The sequence below is a fragment of the Rugamonas sp. FW305-51 genome (assembly GCF_058786935.1).
The window spans coordinates 15,525-37,160 of the sequence record NZ_JBYSZG010000027.1 but is presented as its reverse complement, the minus strand read 5'-3'; the positions used below and the strand labels follow the sequence as shown (position 1 = coordinate 37,160).

26 protein-coding genes and 1 pseudogene are annotated in these 21,636 nt (G+C 63.9%); 3 read left to right on the top strand and 24 right to left on the bottom strand.

The window, feature by feature from the left end:
- Positions 1 to 6: 6 nt before the first annotated feature.
- Together AC3WOS_RS18245 and AC3WOS_RS18240 are read left to right on the top strand one after the other, a co-directional pair.
- Positions 7 to 2,001 (top strand): DUF885 domain-containing protein, encoded by a 1,995-nt coding sequence (locus AC3WOS_RS18245; protein ID WP_492717440.1) that lies wholly within the window; start codon positions 7 to 9, stop codon positions 1,999 to 2,001.
- A 206-nt stretch (positions 2,002 to 2,207) separates the two neighbouring features.
- Positions 2,208 to 2,888: a hypothetical protein gene (locus tag AC3WOS_RS18240; protein ID WP_492717439.1), complete on the top strand. Its 681-nt coding sequence runs from the start codon at positions 2,208 to 2,210 to the stop codon at positions 2,886 to 2,888.
- Between the two features lie 129 nt (positions 2,889 to 3,017).
- Here AC3WOS_RS18240 and tatC read toward each other — a convergent pair whose 3' ends face one another.
- From tatC to AC3WOS_RS18120, 24 genes are all read right to left on the bottom strand, one after another.
- On the bottom strand, positions 3,018 to 3,773 hold the full coding sequence (tatC, locus tag AC3WOS_RS18235) for a twin-arginine translocase subunit TatC (protein ID WP_492717438.1): 756 nt from the start codon (positions 3,771 to 3,773) through the stop codon (positions 3,018 to 3,020).
- Positions 3,774 to 4,271 (bottom strand): Sec-independent protein translocase protein TatB, encoded by a 498-nt coding sequence (tatB, locus tag AC3WOS_RS18230; protein WP_492717437.1) that lies wholly within the window; start codon positions 4,269 to 4,271, stop codon positions 3,774 to 3,776.
- A 42-nt stretch (positions 4,272 to 4,313) separates the two neighbouring features.
- The gene (tatA, locus tag AC3WOS_RS18225) at positions 4,314 to 4,523 is read right to left on the bottom strand and encodes a Sec-independent protein translocase subunit TatA (RefSeq protein ID WP_492717436.1); all 210 of its coding nucleotides are present in this window, start codon (positions 4,521 to 4,523) and stop codon (positions 4,314 to 4,316) included.
- 145 nt (positions 4,524 to 4,668) lie between these two features.
- Positions 4,669 to 5,040, bottom strand: coding sequence for a histidine triad nucleotide-binding protein (locus AC3WOS_RS18220; protein ID WP_492717435.1), 372 nt, complete (start codon positions 5,038 to 5,040; stop codon positions 4,669 to 4,671).
- 12 nt (positions 5,041 to 5,052) lie between these two features.
- Complete coding sequence (locus AC3WOS_RS18215; protein WP_492717434.1) at positions 5,053 to 5,427, bottom strand: phosphoribosyl-ATP diphosphatase; 375 nt, start codon at positions 5,425 to 5,427, stop codon at positions 5,053 to 5,055.
- Complete coding sequence (gene hisI, locus AC3WOS_RS18210; RefSeq protein WP_492717475.1) at positions 5,424 to 5,906, bottom strand: phosphoribosyl-AMP cyclohydrolase; 483 nt, start codon at positions 5,904 to 5,906, stop codon at positions 5,424 to 5,426. Before hisI ends, AC3WOS_RS18215 begins: the two co-directional genes overlap by 4 nt.
- A 14-nt stretch (positions 5,907 to 5,920) precedes the next feature.
- Positions 5,921 to 6,682: an imidazole glycerol phosphate synthase subunit HisF gene (gene hisF, locus AC3WOS_RS18205; protein ID WP_492717433.1), complete on the bottom strand. Its 762-nt coding sequence runs from the start codon at positions 6,680 to 6,682 to the stop codon at positions 5,921 to 5,923.
- 48 nt (positions 6,683 to 6,730) lie between these two features.
- Positions 6,731 to 7,507, bottom strand: coding sequence for a 1-(5-phosphoribosyl)-5-[(5-phosphoribosylamino)methylideneamino]imidazole-4-carboxamide isomerase (hisA, locus tag AC3WOS_RS18200; protein ID WP_492717432.1), 777 nt, complete (start codon positions 7,505 to 7,507; stop codon positions 6,731 to 6,733).
- A gap of 37 nt (positions 7,508 to 7,544) precedes the next feature.
- On the bottom strand, positions 7,545 to 8,183 hold the full coding sequence (gene hisH / locus AC3WOS_RS18195) for an imidazole glycerol phosphate synthase subunit HisH (RefSeq protein ID WP_492717431.1): 639 nt from the start codon (positions 8,181 to 8,183) through the stop codon (positions 7,545 to 7,547).
- Positions 8,184 to 8,234: 51 nt separating this feature from the next.
- The gene (gene hisB, locus AC3WOS_RS18190; RefSeq protein WP_492717430.1) at positions 8,235 to 8,825 is read right to left on the bottom strand and encodes an imidazoleglycerol-phosphate dehydratase HisB; all 591 of its coding nucleotides are present in this window, start codon (positions 8,823 to 8,825) and stop codon (positions 8,235 to 8,237) included.
- Positions 8,826 to 8,844: 19 nt separating this feature from the next.
- Positions 8,845 to 9,939 (bottom strand): histidinol-phosphate transaminase, encoded by a 1,095-nt coding sequence (hisC, locus tag AC3WOS_RS18185; RefSeq protein WP_492717429.1) that lies wholly within the window; start codon positions 9,937 to 9,939, stop codon positions 8,845 to 8,847.
- A gap of 26 nt (positions 9,940 to 9,965) precedes the next feature.
- The gene (locus AC3WOS_RS18180; protein ID WP_492717428.1) at positions 9,966 to 10,874 is read right to left on the bottom strand and encodes a DNA-methyltransferase; all 909 of its coding nucleotides are present in this window, start codon (positions 10,872 to 10,874) and stop codon (positions 9,966 to 9,968) included.
- 8 nt (positions 10,875 to 10,882) lie between these two features.
- Positions 10,883 to 12,208, bottom strand: coding sequence for a histidinol dehydrogenase (gene hisD / locus AC3WOS_RS18175; protein ID WP_492717427.1), 1,326 nt, complete (start codon positions 12,206 to 12,208; stop codon positions 10,883 to 10,885).
- Between the two features lie 22 nt (positions 12,209 to 12,230).
- Positions 12,231 to 12,908, bottom strand: coding sequence for an ATP phosphoribosyltransferase (gene hisG, locus AC3WOS_RS18170; RefSeq protein ID WP_182151758.1), 678 nt, complete (start codon positions 12,906 to 12,908; stop codon positions 12,231 to 12,233).
- Positions 12,909 to 12,919: 11 nt separating this feature from the next.
- Positions 12,920 to 14,170 (bottom strand): UDP-N-acetylglucosamine 1-carboxyvinyltransferase, encoded by a 1,251-nt coding sequence (gene murA / locus AC3WOS_RS18165; RefSeq protein ID WP_492717426.1) that lies wholly within the window; start codon positions 14,168 to 14,170, stop codon positions 12,920 to 12,922.
- Between the two features lie 2 nt (positions 14,171 to 14,172).
- Positions 14,173 to 14,409: a BolA family protein gene (locus tag AC3WOS_RS18160; RefSeq protein WP_182151756.1), complete on the bottom strand. Its 237-nt coding sequence runs from the start codon at positions 14,407 to 14,409 to the stop codon at positions 14,173 to 14,175.
- A 43-nt stretch (positions 14,410 to 14,452) separates the two neighbouring features.
- Positions 14,453 to 15,220: an ABC transporter permease gene (locus tag AC3WOS_RS18155; protein ID WP_492717425.1), complete on the bottom strand. Its 768-nt coding sequence runs from the start codon at positions 15,218 to 15,220 to the stop codon at positions 14,453 to 14,455.
- Complete coding sequence (locus AC3WOS_RS18150) at positions 15,220 to 16,128, bottom strand: ABC transporter ATP-binding protein (protein WP_492717424.1); 909 nt, start codon at positions 16,126 to 16,128, stop codon at positions 15,220 to 15,222. The genes AC3WOS_RS18155 and AC3WOS_RS18150 overlap by 1 nt, the downstream gene beginning before the upstream one ends.
- 170 nt (positions 16,129 to 16,298) lie before the next feature.
- A complete protein-coding gene (locus tag AC3WOS_RS18145; RefSeq protein ID WP_492717423.1) occupies positions 16,299 to 16,700 on the bottom strand; it encodes an STAS domain-containing protein in 402 nt (133 codons plus the stop codon).
- Positions 16,701 to 16,717: 17 nt separating this feature from the next.
- A complete protein-coding gene (locus tag AC3WOS_RS18140) occupies positions 16,718 to 17,389 on the bottom strand; it encodes an MlaC/ttg2D family ABC transporter substrate-binding protein (RefSeq protein WP_492717422.1) in 672 nt (223 codons plus the stop codon).
- A gap of 31 nt (positions 17,390 to 17,420) precedes the next feature.
- Positions 17,421 to 18,251: an MlaA family lipoprotein gene (locus AC3WOS_RS18135; protein WP_492717421.1), complete on the bottom strand. Its 831-nt coding sequence runs from the start codon at positions 18,249 to 18,251 to the stop codon at positions 17,421 to 17,423.
- Positions 18,248 to 18,718: an outer membrane lipid asymmetry maintenance protein MlaD gene (mlaD, locus tag AC3WOS_RS18130; protein ID WP_492717420.1), complete on the bottom strand. Its 471-nt coding sequence runs from the start codon at positions 18,716 to 18,718 to the stop codon at positions 18,248 to 18,250. Before mlaD ends, AC3WOS_RS18135 begins: the two co-directional genes overlap by 4 nt.
- Positions 18,719 to 18,798: 80 nt before the next feature.
- The gene (gene mlaE, locus AC3WOS_RS18125; RefSeq protein ID WP_492717419.1) at positions 18,799 to 19,584 is read right to left on the bottom strand and encodes a lipid asymmetry maintenance ABC transporter permease subunit MlaE; all 786 of its coding nucleotides are present in this window, start codon (positions 19,582 to 19,584) and stop codon (positions 18,799 to 18,801) included.
- Positions 19,581 to 20,384 carry an ABC transporter ATP-binding protein gene (locus AC3WOS_RS18120; protein WP_492717418.1) on the bottom strand — a complete coding sequence of 268 codons (804 nt, stop codon included), beginning with the start codon at positions 20,382 to 20,384 and terminating at the stop codon, positions 19,581 to 19,583. Before AC3WOS_RS18120 ends, mlaE begins: the two co-directional genes overlap by 4 nt.
- Positions 20,385 to 21,030: 646 nt before the next feature.
- Between AC3WOS_RS18120 and AC3WOS_RS18115 the strand changes: the two are divergent.
- Positions 21,031 to 21,312: pseudogene (locus AC3WOS_RS18115) on the top strand (DUF6531 domain-containing protein); the annotation flags it as partial.
- Positions 21,313 to 21,636 lie beyond the last annotated feature (324 nt).

Below are 21,636 nucleotides of genomic sequence, written 5' to 3'. Positions count from 1 at the left end.
CTTTTTATGATGAAGACCCCCATCGCGCTGGCTGCACTGCTGGCGTCGATCGCCATGGCGCCGGCCGGCGCCAGCACCCATAAACACCATGCCAAAGCGAGCGAATCGAGCTCGGCCAAGTCGGGAACCAAGAGCGCGTCCCACGGCAAGCACGCCAAGAGCGATAGCGCCAAGGGCGGCAGCAAGCATGCCGGCAAAGGCGACAGCAAGGGTGGCAACAACAGCGGCGGCAAACACAGCAAGGGCAAGTCCCATGCGGCCGCGCCGGTAGCGGCGGCCGCCGCCGTGGCCGCCGCCGTTCCCCATGCCCAGCCGGCACCGTCGGAACGGCGCCAGGACAAGGCGCTCGATACGCTCAGCGTGCAATTCCTGAACGCCCTGTGGCGCATCGATCCGGAAAGTGCAATCTACGCCGGCAAGTACGATACGGCCGCCGCCATGACCGTCTATGACCCGGCCACGCTGGCCAAACAGCAAACGTTTACGGACGACTGGCTAGCCCGCTTCGCCAAGGTCGACACGCGCGCGCTGTCGGCCCGCCAGCGCACCGACCTGGCCCTGCTGGTCAACAAGCTGAATTCGGACCGCTTCAACCTCACCACCTTCCGCGAGTATCAGTGGAATCCCGCGCTGTACAACGTGGCCGGCCCCATCGACCTGATCCTCAACACGGAATACGCGGCCAAGCCGCAGCGCCTGCGCACGCTACTCAAGCGCATCGCCAGCATCCCGGCCTACTACGACGCGGCCCGCGCCAACCTGAACAATCCCACACCGGAGCACACCAGGCTGGCCATCGCGCAGGCCCCCGGCGTGCTCACCATGCTGACCCAGCTGGACAAGGATGCCCAGGCCTCCATCCTCACGCCCGTGGAAAAGCAGCTGTTCACCCAGCGCATCAACGCGGCGCTGACAGCGGTGGACGGCTACGTGGCCTTCCTCAGTGAGCTGGACAAGACCATGGCCAAGAACGGCACGGGCCGCTCCTTCCGCATCGGCAAGGAGCTGTACGAGCAGAAGTTTGCCTACGACATACAGTCCGGCAGCACGGCCGAGCAGACCTACCGCAAGGCGCTGGCCGCCCGCGAGGAATTGCTGACCAATATGGACAAGCTGTCCGACGAGCTTTGGACCAAGGCCATGGGCGACACCGTCAAGCCGGACGACCGCTTTGCCAAGATCGGCATGGTGATCGCCAAGCTGTCGAGCCGCCACGTGGCGCGCGAAGACTTTTTCAACGAGATCCGGCGCCAGGTGCCGTTGCTGCAGGACTGGGTCATCAGCCATGACCTGCTCACGCTCGATCCCAGGAAGCAGCTGGAAGTGCGCGCCACCCCGGCCTACCAGAGCGGCGTGGCCGGCGCCAGCATCGATGCGCCCGGCCCTTACCGTCCGCAGGACCGCACCTATTACAACGTGACCCCGCTCGACGGCGCCACGCCGGAAGCGGCCGAAAGCAGCCTGCGCGAGTACAACTACTGGATACTGCAGATCCTCAACATCCACGAAGCCATCCCCGGCCATTATGCGCAGCTGGTGTATGCCAACCGTTCGCCGTCCATCGTCAAATCCATCTTCGGCAATGGCGCCATGGTGGAAGGCTGGGCCGTGTATGGCGAGCGCATGATGCTCGAGTCGGGCTACGGCGACAACGCACCGGAAATGTGGCTGATGTACTCCAAGTGGAACCTGCGCAGCGTGACCAACACCATCCTCGACTACAGCGTGCACGTGCTGGGCATGACGCAGGAACAGGCCATGGACCTGCTGACGCGCCAGGCGTTCCAGACCCGCAGCGAGGCGGAAGAGAAGTGGCACCGGGTGCAGGTGACGTCGGTGCAGCTGACCAGCTATTTCAGCGGCTACAGCGAGATCATGGAATTGCGCGAGCAGCGCCGGCAAGCCCTGGGCGCCAAGTTTTCGCTCAAGGAATTCCATGAGCAATTCCTCAGCTACGGCAGCGCGCCGGTGCGCGTGATCCGCGAACTGATGACACAATAGGCGCACTGGCAGCACGCAGGCAGCACAGCAACGGGACGCGGCAAGCGTCCCGTTTGCTTTCCGCGCGCCATCAGAGCGGACCCGTTTGCGGCTGCGTCTTGCATCCATTTGCGGGTCCGCAACCGGGGCGAACAATGGTCCGCTACGATAGCCGCAGTGACGCAAGCGCCACGTCTTTTCTGCTACGATCAGATTCGGGAGCGATAATGACCATGCCCATTCAGTTCGACACGCTCGAGTACGCCAGAAAGCTGGCCGAGGGAGGCATCCCCCAGCCGCAGGCCGAAGCGCACGCCCAGGCGCTGAGCGACGTCATGGCCAATGCCATCATGGCGCCTGGCGAACTGGTGCTGCTCAAGACGGACCTGCTGGCCCGCATCGACATCGTCAGGCACGACCTGACGGCCGCCATTGAAAAGGCAAGTCTCGAACACGGCAGGGCCATCGCAGAAACCCACGCCCGCATCGATTTGTCCACACACATCCTCGACGCCAAGATTGATGGCGTGAGACAAGCGCTCGATGCCAAGATTGATGGCATGAAACAAGCGCTCGATGCCAAGATTAATGGGGTAAAACAAGAGCTCGATGGCAATATTGACGGGATGAAACAAGAGCTCAGCGCCAAGATTGAGGCGCTTGACACCAAGATTGATGGTGTGGAGCAAAGGCTCAACGCCAAGTTTGATGGTATGAAGCAAGAGCTGGGCGCCAGGATTCAGGCCGTCGAGGCTACGTTAGACGACATCCGGCAGGATACCGAGCGCAAATTCCAGGCGTTCGATACCAAGGTTGCGCATATGGCCCGGCAGCTGAACGGACTACGTTGGCTGATGTTCGCCACCGTCACCGCCAACGCCGTCATCCTCGTCAAACTGTTTGCCTGACGCGAGCAGCCGCCATTAACGATGGCTCAACAGCGCTGAAGTGCCCTGGCAACCGTTGCGGCATCTGCCGGATCCGGGGCGTGGAAGGCGGCCTCGGCAACGGAAACCAGCGCAATCCCAACTGATTGGTCAGGACGCCTCTTCCGGCGCCTGGGTCACGCGGACGAACACGGGTGCCACCAGCAGGCCCAGCTCGAACAGCAGGCACATGGGCAGCGCCAGCGAGAACTGGCTGACGATGTCGGGTGGGGTGACGATGGCGGCCACCACGAAGGCGCCCACGATGGCATAAGGCCGCACTTCCTTGAGCTTGGCCACGCTCACCAACCCCATGCGTACCAGGATTACGACCACCACGGGGACCTCGAAGGTGGCGCCGAAGGCCAGGCACATCGACATGACGAAATCGAGATAATTCTCGATATCGGGCGTGACGGCGATCGAATGGGGCGAAAATTCGCTGATGAACTTGAACACGCGGCCGAACACGAAGAAGTAGCAGAACGCCACGCCCATCATGAACAGCAGCGAGGACGAGATGACGAGCGGCGCGATCAGCCGCTTTTCATGGGCGTACAGCCCGGGCGCGATGAAGGCCCACAGCTGGTACAGCACCCACGGCAGGGCCAGGATGAAGGCGATCACCAGCGTCACCTTCATCGGCACCAGGAACGGCGAGATGACGCCGGTGGCGATCATCTTCGAACCCACCGGCAGCGAGGCGATCATGGGCATGGCAATGATGTCGTAGATGCGCGAGGGACCGGGCCACACCAGCAGCCCGACGCACACCAGCACGATGCCGATCGAGGCCTTGACCAGGCGGTCGCGCAGTTCGATCAGGTGGGAGATAAAGGTCTCTTCGCCCGGCTCAGGTTTAGTCATTTAATAAAACGAGGAGGAGGATTTGCCGCGCGGGCGGAAACGGGCCACGCGCGCCGCGCCCGACGTCACGTGCTGCTTGCCGCCGTGGCGCTGCTTGTACCAGCCGGGAATGGCCGAATTGCGCACCAGCTTCTTGCGGCGGAACTCGCGCGCCTTGCGCGCCAGGTCGTCCGGGGTGGCGCTGATCAGGGGCTGGGCCGTCGTCAGCGACGGCGTGTCGTGCCAGGCGTGCTCGACTTCGGCCAGGTTCTCCGAGATCGAGCTTTCCACGTCCTGCTTGATGTTCTGGGCCGCCTGCTGCACTTCCTTCTGCAGGTTCTTCAATTCCTCCATCTCGATTTCGCGCGAGACTTCGGACTTGACTTCGTTCAGGTAGCGCTGGGCCCGGCCGTACAGCGACCCGGCCATGCGCGCCACCTTCGGCAGCTTTTCAGGACCGATGACGACCAGGGCGACAACGCCGATGATGGCTAGTTTGGAAAGACCGAGATCGATCATAAGGCTCAGGCTATAGCGGACGGGGCCATGGCCCCGCGCCGCTTACAGCTTGTTCTTCTCTTTCGCGTCGACGTCGATGGTGGGCGGCGCGGCCGGAGCGGCCGGCTTGTCTTCCTCGCCGCGCACGCCGTCCTTGAAGCCCTTGACGGCCTTGCCGATGTCCGAACCCATGTTGCCCAGTTTTTTGGTACCGAACACCAGCATCACGACCACCAGCACGATCAGCCAGTGCCAAATACTCATAGAACCCATCTTATTCCCCTTGCAGGGCGCGTACGCCCAAAGAACTCAGTTATACCCAATACACACAGTATAAGCGAAGCGCGTGCTGTCATGTAATTGTCACACGGACTAGCCCGGCCTCGTCCTTAAGACTTAGCGGCCCCGTCGCCTCCGCTTAATGCAGTCGGCGCCACGGGTGCGGCCCGCCCACCAGGTGCAGGTGCAGATGGTACACCTCCTGGCCGCCGTCCGGACCGCTGTTGATGACGGTCTTGTAGCCGCCCGATGGCGTGCCGTCCGCATCGTAGCTGACGGCACAGCCGAATTCCTCGGCCAGACGCGGCACCAGCGCCAGCATCTTGCCCAGCAGGGCGGCCTGGCCGGCCGTGCAGTCGGACAGGGTGGCGAAGTGCTGCTTGGGGATCAGCAGCAGGTGCACCGGCGCGGCCGGATGGATATCCTTAAATGCCAGCAACTCCTCGTCCTCGTAGACGATGGTCGATGGGATCTGCTTTGCTGCAATCTTGCAAAAAATACAGTTGTCCACAAACGCTCCTTGTCAGTCGTGTTTTTGCGATTCGGCCGCATCGCGCAGCTCGTCCTTGCGGGCCGCCTTTTCCTCGATGCCGGACACGCCTTCGCGCCGCGCCAGCTCGTCGAGCACCTGCTGCGGGCTCAGGTCGAACTGGGCCAGCATCACCAGCGTATGGAACCACAGGTCGGCGCACTCGTACAGCACCTTGGAGGCATCGCCGGCCACGCGGGCGTCCTTGGCCGCCATCACGGTCTCGGTGGCTTCCTCGCCGATTTTTTTCAGGATCGCGTCGTCGCCCTTGGCAAACAGGCGCGACACGTAGGAAGTGGCAGGGTCGCCGCCGTTGGCCAGCTTGCGCGACTCGATGATTTCCGCCAGGCGGTCCAGGATAGCACTCATGTTGGTTTGGTACTTTTCGGTTTGGCCACGGCCTTCGGTGCAGGCCTGGCGGGTTCGGGATAAATGATGGCCGGGTCTTTCAGCACCGGCTCGGCGACCTGCCAGTCGCCTTCCAGGGCGTCGCCCTCGAATTTCTGGAAGAAGCAGGAATGGCGCCCCGTGTGGCAGGCGATGCCGCCGGCCTGCTCGATCTTGAGCAGCACCACGTCCTCGTCGCAGTCGAGCCGGATTTCCAGCACCTTCTGCACGTGGCCGGACTCCTCGCCCTTGTGCCACAGCTTCTTGCGCGAACGGCTCCAGTAGACGGCCTCGCCCAGCTCCACCGTGCGCGCCAGCGCCTCACGGTTCATCCAGGCGAACATCAGCACGTCGTTGCTGCCCGCTTCCTGGGCGATCACGGGCACCAGCCCGTTCTCGTCCCATTGCACTTTTTTCAGCCATTTGGCCTTGGCGAGGCCGTTGTTGGGTGGGGTAGCCATCATCGTTCCTCCGCTCATGCCAGCCGCATGGGTATGCCCTGGGCCGCCATGAAGTGCTTGGCTTCCTGCACCGTGTGCTGGCCGTAGTGGAAGATGCTGGCCGCCAGCACGGCGTCGGCCCGGCCCAGCTTGACGCCGTCGGCCAGGTCCTGCAGGCCGCCCACGCCGCCCGAGGCGATCACGGGAATGCCGATGGCGTCGGACACGCCGCGCGTGAGCGCCAGGTCGAAGCCGGATTTGGTGCCGTCGCGGTCCATGCTGGTGAGCAGGATCTCGCCCGCGCCCAGCTGCTCCATCTTCTGCGCCCACTCGATGGCGTCCAGGCCGGTGGCCTTGCGCCCGCCGTGGGTGAACACTTCCCATTTGCCCGGCGCCACCTGCTTGGCGTCGATCGCCACCACGATGCACTGCGAACCGTGCTTCTGCGAGGCGTCGTACACCAGCTGCGGATTGGCCACGGCCGAGGAATTCATGCTGACCTTGTCGGCGCCCGCGTTGAGCAGGCGGCGCACGTCGGCCACTTCGCGCACGCCGCCGCCCACCGTCAGCGGAATGAACACCTGCGACGCCACCGCTTCGATGATGTGCAGGATCAGGCCGCGGTTGTCGCTGGTGGCCGTGATGTCGAGGAAGGTCAGTTCGTCGGCGCCCTGTTCGTCATAGCGGCGCGCGATCTCGACCGGGTCGCCCGCGTCGCGCAGCTCGGTGAAGTTGACGCCCTTGACGACGCGGCCATCGGTCACGTCCAGGCAGGGAATGATACGTTTTGCAAGCATGTTGGAACCCGTCGGCCCGCAGGCCATAATCAAAGAAACTGGAGACGCTTATTCGGCGCCGCCGTCGGTCAGCTCGTCCGCACGCAGCTGGGCCGCGTTCAGGTCCAGCGTGCCTTCGTAGATGGAACGGCCGCAGATCACCCCTTCGATGCCTTCGTCCTGCACCGCGCACAACGCTTCCACGTCGCCGAGGTTGTGCAGGCCGCCGGAGGCGATCACGGGGATCTTGACGGCCTGGGCCAGACGCACGGTCGCTTCGATGTTGACGCCGCCCATCATGCCGTCGCGGCCGATGTCGGTGTAGATGATGGACTCCACGCCGTAGGCTTCGAACTTCTGCGCCAGGTCGATCACTTCATGGCCGGACATCTTGCTCCAGCCATCCGTGGCCACCTTGCCGTCCTTGGCGTCCAGGCCGACGATGATGTGGCCGGGGAAGGCGCCGCAGGCGTCGTGCAGGAAGCCGGGGCTCTTGACGGCGGCCGTGCCGATGATGACGTAGCTGATGCCGGCGTCCAGGTAGCGCTCGATGGTGTCGAGGTCGCGGATGCCGCCGCCCAGCTGGACGGGGATCTCGTCGATATCGTTTTCCAGCGCAAAGTCCTGTACCACCTTGAGGATGGCCTTGATGGCGCCTTCGTTCTTGGGCTTGCCGGCAAAGGCACCGTTCAGGTCGACCAGGTGCAGCCGGCGGGCGCCCTGCTTGAGCCAGTGCAGCGCCATGTCGGCCGGTTCTTCGGAAAATACGGTGGCAAGTTCCATATCGCCTTGTTTCAGGCGCACGCAGTGACCGTCTTTGAGGTCGATGGCAGGAATGAGCAGCATGGTCGTGTCAGAGTTGAAAGAGTAAAAGGGATGGAACTCAAGGTTGCCAGTGAACGAAATTCTTGTACAGCTGCAGGCCCATGGCCGCGCTCTTCTCCGGGTGGAACTGGGTGGCGAAGATGTTGTCGCGCGCCACGGCGCAGGCAAACGGCGCGCCGTACACGGTCTCGCCCACCACATGGGCGGCCTGTTCCGGCAGGGCGAAATAGCTGTGCACGAAATAGAAATAGCTGTTGTCCGGGATGCCCTGCCACATCGGGTGAGACGCCGTCTGGCGCACTTGGTTCCATCCCATCTGCGGCACCTTGAAGCGGGAACCGTCTTCCTGCAGCATGCCGTCGAGCTGGAAGCGTACCACCTTGCCGGGCAGCAGGCCCAGGCCGGCCGCATTGCCTTCCTCGCTCACGTCGAACAGCATCTGTTCGCCGATGCACACGCCCATCAGGGGCTTGCTGTCGGCCGCCCGCAGCAGCGCTTCCTGCAGGCCCGATTCGCGCAGGCTGCGCATGCAGTCCGGCATGGCGCCCTGGCCCGGCAGCACGATGCGGTGCGCGTTCTCGATGTCGGCCACCGCGCCGGAAATTTTCACTTCCGCTTCCGGCGCCACGGCGCGCAGGGCTTGCGCCACCGAGCGCAGGTTACCCATGCCGTAATCCACTACAACAATTTTATTCATATTCCATGCATGCAAAGTGTGACCGGAGCCGCCCGCCCGGCTGGGGCGTGCTTACAGGCTGCCTTTGGTCGAAGGGATGGTGCCGGCGGCGCGCTCGTCCAGTTCCGCCGCCATGCGCAGCGCCCGGCCGAAGGCCTTGAACACGGTTTCGCATTGGTGGTGGGCATTGGTGCCGCGCAGGTTGTCGATATGCAGCGTGACCAGGGCGTGGTTGACGAAGCCGCGGAAAAATTCCAGCGTCAGGTCGACGTCGAAGGTGCCGATCATGGCGCGCGTGAACGGGATATGGTATTCGATGCCGGGCCGGCCCGAGAAATCGAGCACCACGCGCGACAGCGCCTCGTCCAGCGGCACATAGGCGTGGCCGTAGCGGCGGATGCCCTTGCGGTCGCCGATGGCCTTGGCCACGGCCATGCCCAGCGTGATGCCCACGTCTTCCACCGTGTGGTGGTTGTCGATGTGGATGTCGCCCGTCGCTTCGACGTCGAGGTCGATCAGGCCGTGGCGGGCGATCTGGTCCAGCATGTGGTCCAGGAAGGGTACGCCGGTATTGAGCTTTTGCTGGCCCGTGCCGTCCAGGTTGATGGCGACGCGGACTTGCGTCTCGTTGGTGTTGCGCGTGATTTCTGCGGTGCGGTTCATGAAGGGCTCTACGATGATATCAGGCTGCCAACGATGCTTTCAGGGCATCGAGGAAGGCGGCGTTTTCTTCCGGGGTACTGACCGTGATGCGCAAACAATTGGACAGCACACCGTGCATTTTACTCACATTTTTGACTAATACCTTGCGATCAACGAGTTTCGCGTAGGCATCGTCGGCGTTTGGCACCCGTATCAAGATAAAATTCGCCGCCGACGGGAACACCGTCACACCCGGCAGGACGGCCATGGCGCCCGCCAGATCGGCGCGTGCGGCCCGCAACAGGGCCGCCTGCTGGTTCAGCACGTCCAGATGGTCGAGCGCGAATTCGGCCGCTGCCTGGGTCAGCACGTTGATGTTGTAAGGAGGCCGCACTTTGTCGAACTGGGCCAGCAGTTCCGGCGCGGCCGACATGTAGCCGAGGCGGATGCCGGCCAGGCCCAGCTTGGACACGGTGCGCATCACGACCAGGTTGGGGAACTCGGGCAGCCGGGCCATGAAGCTGGCCTGGGCGAACGGCTCGTAAGCTTCGTCCACCACGGCGATGCCCGTCTCGCCCAGGGCATGGAGGATGGCGACGATGGCGTCGGCATCGAACAGGTTGCCCGTCGGGTTGTTCGGGTAGGACAGGTAGACCAGCGACGGCCGGTGCCGGGCGATGGCGGCCAGCATGGCCGGCAAGTCCAGCGTCAAGTCGTCCTTGAGCGGCACGCCGACGAAATCCATGCCCGCGAACTGGGCCGAGCGCTGGTACATGACGAACGATGGCGTGGGCGCCAGCACGACGGCGCGCCGTTCCTGCAGCGCGCACGCCATGTCGAGGATAGAGATCAGCTCGTCCGAGCCATTGCCCAGCATCACGTCGTAGCCGGCCGGCACGCCCAGCCGGGCGCAGATGCGCTGCTTGAGCGTGCTGTAGGAGGCGATGGGGTAGCGGTTCAGCACGGCGTCGGCCAGGCGCTGGCCCAGCTCGCGCAGCAGCGGCTCCGGCAACTGGTACGGGTTCTCCATCGCATCGAGCTTGATGTAGCCGCTCGCGTCGGGCACGTGGTAGCTGCCGATGGCGCGCACGTCGGGACGGATGGTGCTGGCGATGAGGTTGTCGAGGGCGGACATCTGGCGGGGGCTCCTGGTGTGGTGGGCTAGGCGGCGAGTTCGTCGTCGGCCATCAAGGCGACGGGCTGATCGGCGCTCTGGCGGGTGGTCTTGCGGGCGCGCTTGGCAGCCGGCGTGAGCGCTGGCTTGACCGCCTTCGCGGCCCGTTTGACGGCCGGCTGCTTCGGCGCCGGCGCGGCCTGTTCCGGCTGCGCCAGGCGCGCGTTGATGATGGCGCAGTATTCAGGGTTCAGCTCGAAGCCGACGAAATTGCGGCCGCAGCGCTTGGCCGCGATGGCCGTGGTGCCGCTGCCCATGAACAGGTCCAGCACCACGCCATCCGGCGGGCACGAAGCCTTGACCATGCGCTCGATGATTTCCAGCGGCTTCTGGGTCGGGTGGTCGGCCCGCTCCGGGTGCTCGCGGTGCAGGCGCGACACGCTCCACAAGTCCTTGGGGTTGTAGCCCACTTCCAGCCACTTGGCGCCCACGAAGATGGAACGCGAGCGGGCCTTCTTGGTGGCCGCGTCATACGGGATGCGCACGGCGTCCAGGTCGAAATAGTAATCCTTGCGGCGCACGAAAAAGCCGATGGTGTCGTGCACCGACGAGTAGCTGCGCACGCTGCCGCCCATGGACGGCACGCGGCGGTCCCAGATGATCTCGTTCATCATCGTCATACGCCGCTTGAGCATGACGAAGATCTCGGGCGAAAAGCGCCACGTGAGGAAGAGGTACAGGCTGCCGTTGGGCTTGAGCTTGGGCAGGGCCAGGTCTATCCACTGCTCGGTCCAGCGCAGGTAGTCGTCCACGCTTTGCTGGTCCGAGGCGTTGCCGTAGTCCTTGCCCAGGTTGTAGGGCGGGTCCGTCAGGATCAGGTCGACGGAACCGTCCGGGATGCGCGCCAGTCCGGCCAGCGCATCCTCGCAAAAGACCTGGTTCAGCCAAGCAGTCATCGGGCCGCTCAGATGGCCGACTTCAGGCGCAGCTCGGCGCTGCGGGCGTGGGCCTGCAAGCCTTCGCCGTAGGCCAGTTCGGCCGCCACCTTGCCCAGCGTCTGGGCCCCGGCCTCGCTCACGTGGATCACGGAGGAGCGCTTCTGGAAGTCATACACGCCCAGCGGCGAGGAGAAGCGCGCCGTGCGCGACGTGGGCAGCACGTGATTGGGACCGCAGCAATAGTCGCCCAGCGATTCGGACGAGAAGCGGCCCAGGAACATGGCGCCCGCGTGGCGGATCTTGTCGGCCCACTGCTGCGGCTGTTCGGCCGAGATTTCCAGGTGTTCGGCCGCGATGCTGTTGGCGATGGCGCAGGCCTCGTCCATGTCGCGCACCTTGACCAGCGCGCCGCGGTCCGTCAGCGACGTGCGGATGGTGGCCTGGCGCGGCATGGACGGCAGCAGCTTGTTCAGGCTCGCTTCCACGCGGGCGATGTAGGCCGCGTCCGGGCACAGGAGGATGGCCTGGGCCAGCTCGTCGTGCTCGGCCTGCGAGAACAGGTCCATGGCTACCCAGTCCGGGTCGGTGGTGCCGTCGCATACGACCAGGATCTCGGACGGGCCGGCGATCATGTCGATGCCCACCACGCCGAACACGCGGCGCTTGGCGGCGGCCACATAGGCGTTGCCGGGGCCGACGATCTTGTCGACGGCGGCGATGGTCTCGGTGCCGTAGGCCAGCGCGGCCACGGCCTGGGCGCCGCCGATGGTGATCACGCGCGTCACGCCGGCGATGGCGGCGGCGGCCAGCACCATCTGGTTCTTCACGCCGTCCGGGGTCGGCACCACCATGATGATCTCGCCCACGCCGGCCACGTGGGCCGGGATCGCGTTCATCAGCACCGACGAAGGATAGGCCGCCTTGCCGCCGGGGACGTAGATGCCCACGCGGTCCAGCGGCGTCACCTTCTGGCCCAGCACCGTGCCATCGGCTTCCGTGTAGGTGAAGCCGTTCAGCTCCTGCTTCTGGCGCTGGTGGAAGGCGCGCACGCGGTCGGCCGCCGTCTGCAGCGCCGCGCGCTGGGCCTCCGGCAGGGCCGCCAGCGCGGCCTGCAGTTCTTCCTGCGACACGTCGAAGGCGGCCATGCTGGCCGCGCCGCCGTAAGGAATGCGGTCGTAACGGTTGGTGTATTCCAGCACGGCGGCGTCGCCGCGCGCCTTGACGTCGGCCAGGATGGCCGTCACGGCCGTTTCGATGGCGTCGTCGGTGCTGGCCTCGAACGCCAGCAGGGCGGACAGGGCGGACTGGAAATCGGCTTGGCTGGAGTCGAGCTTGGTGATCTGAATCGGCATGGTGGCAGTTCCGGCTGGGGTCTTATTGGCTCTTGGACTGGGAAGCGCGTTCGAACGCTTCGATGATCGGCTGCAAGCGCTCGCGCTTGAGCTTTAGGGCGGCCTGGTTGACGATCAGGCGCGACGAGATCGGCATGATCGCTTCCACTTCCACCAGGTCGTTGGCGCGCAGCGTGTTGCCGGTGCTGACCACGTCGACGATGGCGTCCGACAGGCCCACCAGCGGCGCCAGCTCCATCGAGCCGTACAGCTTGATCAGGTCCACGTGCACGCCCTTGGCGGCGAAGTGCTCGCGCGCCGTCTGCACGAACTTGGTGGCCACGCGCAGGCGCGCGCCCTGGCGCACGGCCGTCTCGTAATCGAAACCGTTCTTGACGGCGACCGACATGCGGCAGGCCGCGATGTTCAGGTCGATCGGCTGGTACAGGCCTTCGCCGCCGTGTTCCAGCAGCACGTCCTTGCCGGCCACGCCGAAATCGGCCGCGCCGTGCTGCACATAGGTCGGCACGTCGGTGGCGCGCACGATGATGACGCGCACGTTGGGATCGTTGGTGCCCAGGATCAGCTTGCGCGACGTTTCCGGATTTTCCGTCACGGTGATGCCTGCCGCTTCCAGCAGCGGCAGGGTGTCTTCGAAGATGCGGCCTTTCGACAGCGCCAGGATCAGTTGCGAGTTGGACTGGCCGTTAAATGCACTCATGGTGGTTCCCGTTATTTGATGCGGCGGATATCGGCGCCCACGGCCGACAGCTTCACTTCCATGCGGTCGTAGCCGCGGTCGAGATGGTAGATGCGGTCGACCAGGGTCTCGCCGCGGGCCGCCAGCGCGGCGATCACCAGCGAGGCCGAGGCGCGCAGGTCGGTCGCCATCACGGGCGCCCCCACCAGCTGCTCGACGCCCTTGATGAAGGCCGTGTTGCCGTCCGTCTCGATGGCCGCGCCCAGGCGGTTCATCTCCTGCACGTGCATGAAGCGGTTCTCGAAGATGGTCTCGGTGACGCGGCTGGCGCCGTCGGCCACCGTGTTGACGGCCATGAACTGGGCCTGCATGTCGGTCGGGAAGCCGGGGTATTCGGTGGTGCGGAAGCTGACCGGCGTCGGGCGGCGGTCCATTTTCGCGCGGATCCAGTTGTCGCCGATGGTCATTTCCAGGCCCATTTCGCGCAGCTTGTCGAGCGCCGCGTCCAGGATGTCGGTGCGGGTGTTGCGCAGCGTGATGTCGCCGCCGGCCGCCGCCACCGCGCACAGGAAGGTGGCCGCTTCGATGCGGTCCGAGATCACGGCGTGTTTCGCGCCATGCAGCTCGGGCACGCCCTGGATCACCAGGCGGTCGCTGCCGATGCCTTCGATCTTGGCGCCCATGGCCACCAGCAGGTGGGCCAGGTCCGTCACTTCCGGCTCGCGGGCCGCGTTTTCCAGGATGGTTTCGCCTTCGGCCAGGGTGGCCGCCATCAGCAGGTTCTCGGTGCCGGTGACGGTGATCATGTCGGTGACGATGCGGGTGCCCTTGAGCTTCTTGCACTTGGCGTAGATGTAGCCGCCTTCGATCGAGATCTCGGCGCCCAGCGCCTGCAGGCCCTTGATGTGCTGGTCGACCGGGCGCGAACCGATGGCGCAACCGCCCGGCAACGATACCTTGGCCTCGCCGAAGCGGGCCAGCAGGGGACCGAGCACCAGGATCGAGGCGCGCATGGTCTTCACCATTTCGTACGGCGCTTCCAGCTTGGTGATGGCGCTGCCGTTGAGGGTGACGCGCTCGCCGTCCTGCTCCACCTTGAGGCCGGTCTGGCCCAGCAGCTTGAGCATGGTGGCCACGTCGTGCAGATGCGGCACGTTGGACAGTTCCAGGTCGCCCGCCGTCAGCAGGCCGGCGCACAGGATGGGCAGGGCCGCGTTCTTGGCGCCCGAAATGGCGATCTCGCCGGACAGGCGCTTGCCGCCTTGAATGAGGAGCTTGTCCATGCTTATCCTTGGAATTCTTCTGGGGTCAGGGTCTTCATCGACAGCGCGTGGATTTCCTCGCGCATGCGGTCGCCCAGGGCGGCATACACCAGCTGGTGGCGCTGGATCAGGCGCTTGCCGGCGAAGGCCGGCGAGACGATCACAGCCTGGAAGTGCTGGCCGTCGCCGTCCACTTCGAGGTGGGTGCATTCAAGACCGGCGGCGATGTAGCTGTGGATCAGTTCTGGAGTAGTGGACACGATAATTCCTTGGTATGCGATTCGGTATAAACGGTATCAATGATTAATGGCGCAGCCGGTAGCCGCTGCGCAGCAGGCGGATCGCCGCCAGCGCCAGCACCACCAGGAAGCTCGACACGATGGCCAGGCTGACCACCGGGTTGACGTCGGACTGGCCGAAGAAGCCGTAGCGGAAGCCGTCGATCATGTAGAAGAACGGGTTCAGGTGCGACACCGTCAGCCAGAAGGCGGGCAGCGAATGGATCGAGTAGAACACGCCGGACAGGAAGGTCAGCGGCATGATCAGGAAGTTCTGGAACGCGGCCAGCTGGTCGAATTTCTCGGCCCAGATGCCGGCGATCAGGCCCATGGTGCCCAGGATGGCCGCGCCCAGCAGGGCGAACACGGCGATCCACAGCGGCGCCGTGAACGACAGGTGGGCGAACCAGGCCGTGACGACGAACACGCCCAGGCCGACCACGATGCCGCGCACCATGGAGGCCAGCACGTAGGCCGAGAAGATCTCCCAGTGCGACAAGGGCGTAAGCAGCACGAACACCAGGTTGCCCGTGATCTTGGACTGGATCAGCGAGGACGAGGAATTGGCGAACGCATTCTGCAGCACGCTCATCATCACCAGGCCGGGGATCAGGAAAGCCGTGTAGGTCACGCCCGCGTAGACCTGGACCCGGCCTTCGAGCACGTGGCCGAAGATCAGCAGGTACAGCATGGCCGTCAGGATGGGCGCGGCCACGGTCTGGGTCGCCACTTTCCAGAAGCGCAGGGTTTCCTTGTACACCAGGGTACGGAAGCCGGTCGAAATGAAATTCATCAAACGGTCCCCTTGTCCATGATTTGCAGGAAGATGTCTTCCAGGTCGGCCTGCTGCAACTGCATCTCGTCGATCACGGCGCCGCTTTCGCGCACGCGCGCCAGGATGGTTTCCACTTCCGCGTAGTCGTTGATGCGCAGGTTGTACTCGCCCGGCACGGTCAGCTCGGCGTGGGTGATCAGGTGCTGCAGCTGGGGCGGCAGGGCGCCCTTCAGGTGCAGGTTGAGCTGGGAGCCGGAAATGCGCCGGATCAGGGCGCTCATGGTATCGAGCGCCACGATCTTGCCGCTTTTGAGCATGGCGACCCGCTTGCACATGGCTTGCGCCTCTTCCAGGTAGTGGGTGGTCAGCACCACCGTGTGGCCTTCGCGGTTCAGGCGCGAGATGAACTTCCACAGGGTCTGGCGCAGTTCCACGTCGACCCCGGCCGTCGGTTCGTCGAGCACGATCACGGGCGGCTTGTGCACCAGGGCCTGGGCCACCAGCACGCGCCGCTTCATGCCGCCCGACAGGGCGCGCATATTGGTGTCGGCCTTGTTGGTCAGGTCGAGGTTGAACATCACCTCGTCGATCCAGTCGTCGTTGTTGGACAGGCCGAAATAGCCCGACTGCAGGCGCAGCGTCTCGCGCACCGTGAAGAAGGGGTCGAACACCAGTTCCTGCGGCACCACGCCCAGCTTGCGGCGCGCGGCGCGGAAATCGCCCGTCACGTCGTGGCCGTGGATGGTGACGCTGCCCGCGTCGGGCCGGATCAGGCCGGCGATGATGGAGATCAGGGTGGTCTTGCCGGCGCCGTTGGGCCCCAGCAGGCCGAAGAATTCGCCCTCTTCGATGGCCAGGGAAACGCCGCCCAGGGCCTGCAGCGACTTGTAGCGCTTCTGGACGTTGTTGATTTGGATAGCTGTCATGCTTGACTTGTCAGTTGTTGCCGCGGCGCAAGGTCACGGCAGGGATGCTCGTTGGCGGAAGGTCGTACCAGGCGCCGCGGCGCTGGTGTTGGCAGCGGCAACGTTCAATTATAGGGGAAATTTGATCCGGCAGAGCCGGACCGGGCAATTCGGGGGAGGCGGGGAAAGGGTCAATGGTGATGCAGGTCGGCCGGCGTGGTGGCCAGGCCGAGGGCGGCGGACGCGGGCGCGCCTGCCACGGCGACGAATTCGGCATGGGCCGGATTATCGTCGGCCGCCGCCGCGGCCGGGGCCGCGTCGGGGAACAACAGCGTGCACACGCCGTACAGCTTGGTCAAGCTTTGCAGGGCGGGCGGCAGGTTGCGCAGCTCCAGCGCGAAGCCGGCCTGGCGCGCGGCCCGCTGCCACGCCAGCATGACGGCCACGGCCACCGAATCGACCGTCAGCACGTGGCGCAGGTCAAACACGGTCTGCCCGGCACGGATGGCCGCCAGGCCGCGCTCGAGCGCCGCAGTGGCGTTGAGCACGGTCAGCGACGACAGCGACTGCAGGTTGTCGAGAGGATCGGCCATGGTCGTCGCTTGCCTTCTTATTTGGCGCTGGAGCCGGCGTTGGAAGCGGCCTTGATGGGCTTGCTGGCCAGCTTCTTGTTCTTCTCGGACAGGGCCTTGATCAGGCCGTCGATGCCGCCCTTGCTGATCTCGGAGGCGAAGGTGCCCTTGTAGGTTTCCACCAGCCAGGCGCCCAGCACGTTGATGTCGTAGATCTTCCAGCCGTTGGTGGCCGACTTGGCCACGCGGTAGTTGAGGGGAATCGGCTCGCCGCGGGCCACGTTGACCTGGGACCGCACTTCCACTTCCGTGTCCGACGGGTCGGCGCGCAGCGGCTTGAACTCCACCGTTTCATTCTTGATCTGGGACAGGGCGCCCGAGTAGGTGAAGATCAGCAGCGTACGGAACTCGGCCGACAGGGCCTTTTGCTGTTCCGGCGTGGCGTCGCGCCAGAAGCGGCCCGAGGCCAGCGCCGTCATGCGCTGGAAGTCCACGTACGGCAGGATCTTCGTTTCCACCAGTTCCATGACCTTTTTCTGGTCGCCGGCCTGGATCGACTTGTCGGCCTTGGCCGTGTCGATCACGTCCTGGGAGATGCGTTTGACGAGCACGTCCGGCGCCTCGACGGCGGCCGGGGCGGCGGTGGCGGCGCCGGCATAAGCTGCCAGGGCGACGGTGGCTAAAGCGATCAGTTGTTTAATGTATTTCATATTTTTTAACCTATGTTTAGTTCGCGACGGGTCACAGGCTGTCTTTTTTTGCAGCCGGTGTGTCCGAGTTTAACTCTTTTGCTGCCGGTTCGGATGACACGGGTGCGGAAGTTTCTCCGTCATCAACATTTTTCACCCCATCTTCGTCGCCTTTTGGGCGGCGCTTGCGGGGCGGGGCCTCGCCATCGTAGACCTTGCTTTCGCGCCGCTGCAGGAAGCCGTCGCGCACGAACTCATAGCGGTCCAGGGCCGCATCTTCCAGCAGCGAGGACGCGTCCAGCAGATTGGCGCGCTGGTCCACGGCGCGGGTGGCCGTGCCGATGTTGCGCAGGTAGATAGGTTCCTTGTAGCGCCAGATGTCGCCGTTGAAGTCCAGCGGCAGGGCGGCCGTGTCGCGCACGGTGGAGGCGCCGAACAGGGGCAGCATCAGGTAGGGACCGGACGGCACGCCCCAGTAGCCGAGCGTCTGGCCGAAGTCTTCATTATGCTTGGGCAAGCCGGCCTCGGACGCGATGTCGAGCAGGCCCAGCAGGCCGAAGGTGGAGTTCAGCGTGACCCGGGTGACGTCCGACATGCCGGCCTCGCCCTTACCCTGCAGCAAGTTGTTGACGGCGCTCCAGGCGTCGGCCAGGTTGCCGAAGAAGTTGTTGACGCCCGTCTGCACGAACGACGGCAGCACGGCGCGGTAGGCCGTGGCGGCCGGTTTCAGGGCCACCTGGTCCACCGTGTCGTTGAACTTGAACATGGCGCGGTTGAAGCCTTCGTACGGGTCGCGCGGGTTGGTGCCGGCGCAACCGCTCAGTGCGGCGGCCGCAGCCACCGTCAGCGCGGCGCGGCGCCATTGACCGGGGATGGGATTCATTTGCTGTCCTTTCCTTCCGCTGCCTTGCTGTAGATGAACTGGTTGATCAAGTCCTCCAGCACGGCGGCCGACTGGGTGCGGGCGATCTTGTCGCCGCCGACCAGGTTGTTGGTGTCGCCGCCGGCCTCGAGGCCCACGTACTGCTCGCCCAGCAGGCCGGCCGTGAGGATCTTGGCCGAACTATCCTTGGGGAACTTGTAGCCTTCGTCCATGTCCAGCTTGACCAGCGCCTGGTAACTCTTGTCGTCGAACTGGATCTGGCCCACCCGGCCCACCACCACGCCGGCCGCCTTGACGGGCGCCTGGGGCCGCAGGCTGCCGATGTTGTCGAACTTGGCCACGATAGTATAGGTCTTGCCGAACGACAGCGAGCTCATATTTCCCGCCTTGAGGGCCAGGAACATCAGCGCCGCCACGCCGATCACGATGAACAGACCTACCCACACATCCAGAGATTTACGTTGCATAACATCATCCTAAAGAATTTTTCGCGCGGCGGCGCACGCCGCCAGCCACTGCATTGCATTTATCGGCACAGAAACAACGCCTATTTGCTGAACATCAAGGCCGTCAGCATGAAGTCCAGCCACCAGATCATCAGCGACGACAGCACCACGGTACGGGTGGTGGCGCGCGCCACGTCTTCCGGCGTCGGCTGCGACTCATAGCCCTGGTACAGGGCGATGAAGGTGATGGCGATGCCGAACACCACGCTCTTGACGAAGCCGTTGAAGATGTCTTTCCAGATATCGACCCCGCCCTGCATCTGCGACCAGAAAGCGCCGTCGTCCACCCCGATCAGCTGCACGCCCACCAGGTAGCCGCCGAACACGCCCACGGCGCTGAAGATGGAAGCCAGCAGGGGCACGGCCAGCACGCCGGCCCAGAAACGGGGCGCCAGCACGCGCTGGATGGGGTTGACGGCCATCATTTCCATGGCCGACAGCTGCTCGCCCGCCTTCATCAGGCCGATCTCGGCCGTGAGCGAGGTGCCGGCGCGGCCGGCGAACAGCAGGGCCGTGATGACGGGCCCCAGTTCGCGCGTCAGGCCCAGGGCCACCAGCAGGCCCAGCGACTGCTCGGCGCCGTATTTGTTGAGCGTGTAATAGCCCTGCAGGCCCAGCACCATGCCCACAAACAGGCCGGACAGGGTGATGATCAGCAGCGAATAGTTGCCGATGAAATGCAGCTGCTCGACCACCAGGCGGGGCCGCTTGAGCATGCCGGGCGACACACCCAGCATATTGCAGAACATGCGGGCGCCATAACCGAGGCTCTCGATCTGGTCGCGCGCCGTGGCGCCCAGCCGGGACAGCAGGTTTTCGCCGATCATGGGCGCGCTCCCAGGCCCAGGTCGTCGGCCAGCGACTTGCCCGGGTAATGGAACGGCACCGGGCCGTCCGCCTCCGCGTGGACAAACTGTTTCACATAAGGGTCGGTCGACACCAGCATGTCGTCCGGCGTGCCGTGGGCGACGATCTTGCCCTGCGACAGGAAATAAACGTAATCGGCAATGGCGAAGCACTCCTTGACGTCGTGCGACACCAGAATGGTGGTCGAACCGAGCGCCGTATTGAGGTTGCGGATCAGGTTGGCCGTCACGCCCATGGAGATGGGGTCGAGGCCGGCGAACGGCTCGTCGTACATGATCAGTTCCGGGTCCAGCGCGATGGAACGGGCCAGCGCCACGCGGCGCGCCATGCCACCCGAGATTTCGGCCGGCTTGAGCTTGGCCGCGTTGCGCAGGCCCACCGCGTGCAGCTTCATCAGCACCAGGTTGCGGATCAGCTCTTCCGGCAAGTCCGTATGCTCGCGCAGGGGGAAGGCCACGTTCTCGAACACGGTCAAGTCCGTAAACAGGGCGCCGTGCTGGAACAGCATGCCCATCTTGCGGCGCAGCAGATACAGGTCGTTGGTCTTGAGCTGATGCACCACCTGGCCATGCACGGTCACCTGCCCCTTCTGGGGCCGCAACTGGCCGCCGATCAGGCGCAGGACGGTGGTCTTGCCGCTGCCCGAACCGCCCATGACGGCCACCACTTTCCCGCGCGGGAAGTCCATCTGGAGGCCCGACAGAATGGGGCGCTTTCCATAGGAGAAATGTAGATCGCGGATTTCGACTAGATTGGGCACGACTGAACTCATTTTTTGGGATGCCGTATTGTAGTGCAGAAAGACTAATCTCTGCTGGCAGCGCCCCGAATCGGGACGGGAAATGGCAAATGATACAACACTAATGAACGAAAAGTCAGCAAGTTACATTCGGAAACCAGATTGATTTGTTGCATTGCAACCAAAAAACGGAGATGACGGTACTTCCGTCCTGACGCATAGGTGTATAGCCGCGCAAATGCAATTATTTGTGTTCGTGACGTTCGGATAGTTTTCCTGTGGCAACATTTTGATATCCTCCTGGCTTTCACTTAATGACCTTGGCAATTCTGTTCGGGATTGCCAATAGGAGGATCCTCATGGTTAGTATCATTAGCAAGCCTTGGAAACATTTGCGCACGCAGATCGGACTGCTGTTTTGTCTTATGCTTGTTTCGACTTTCAGCTTCGCGCAGAACGTCGCTCGGGAGCCAGTGCATGGTTACTGGGTAGCTTTTGGTCCATCGTTCACTATGCCCGTTCATACACTGTTTCCCGATTGGTATAGTGCGGCAATTGCCCAGTGTGGGGGCATAGGATACATCCATCCCAATACGACACCGCCAGTGGCCGACCAAGCCCCGGCTAATCTCTATTGCTACTACTGGCCTAACAAAGATGGCTACCACTGGGTCGGGGGGCCTATTATTCCGATGCTTGTCCCGAGACTATAAACCCTCAGCCCCACGACGCTACTCGAAAATGCTACGGCGCACCGGAAACGCCGCCTGATTGTCCGTGCCATGGTGACCCGGTCAAATTCGGCAATAAAGAAGAAGTCCTGTTCGAAAAAGACTACACCTCGCCGAAGGGCCTGGAGTTCGTTCGATACTACTCAAGCAAGCTGCAGGCCGATCAAGGTGCGCTGGGCTACTCATGGCGCCATACGTACGCCAAAACGCTCACGCTGAAAAAATACGATCCGCAGAAGACGTACACCTATCAGTGGCATGCAAAACCGGACGGCACGGGAAGTTGGACCGACGACTGGGGACCTTTCAGCGCAGGTCAGCAGGCGGTCAATATTGTTAACCCGGATGGCTATGGTTTCTACTTTGCTTCCACGGACGGGGGGAATACCTGGGCCACAGACGGTGTTACCAGGCCAAAGCTGCTTGTCGGTGCTCGCGATGCGGCCAATAACCCTACACAATGGCTACTGACCCTGGAAAATGGAGACATCGAAGTCTATGATGCCAGCGGTCGGCTGGCAGAGATTCGCTATCTGCGGGGC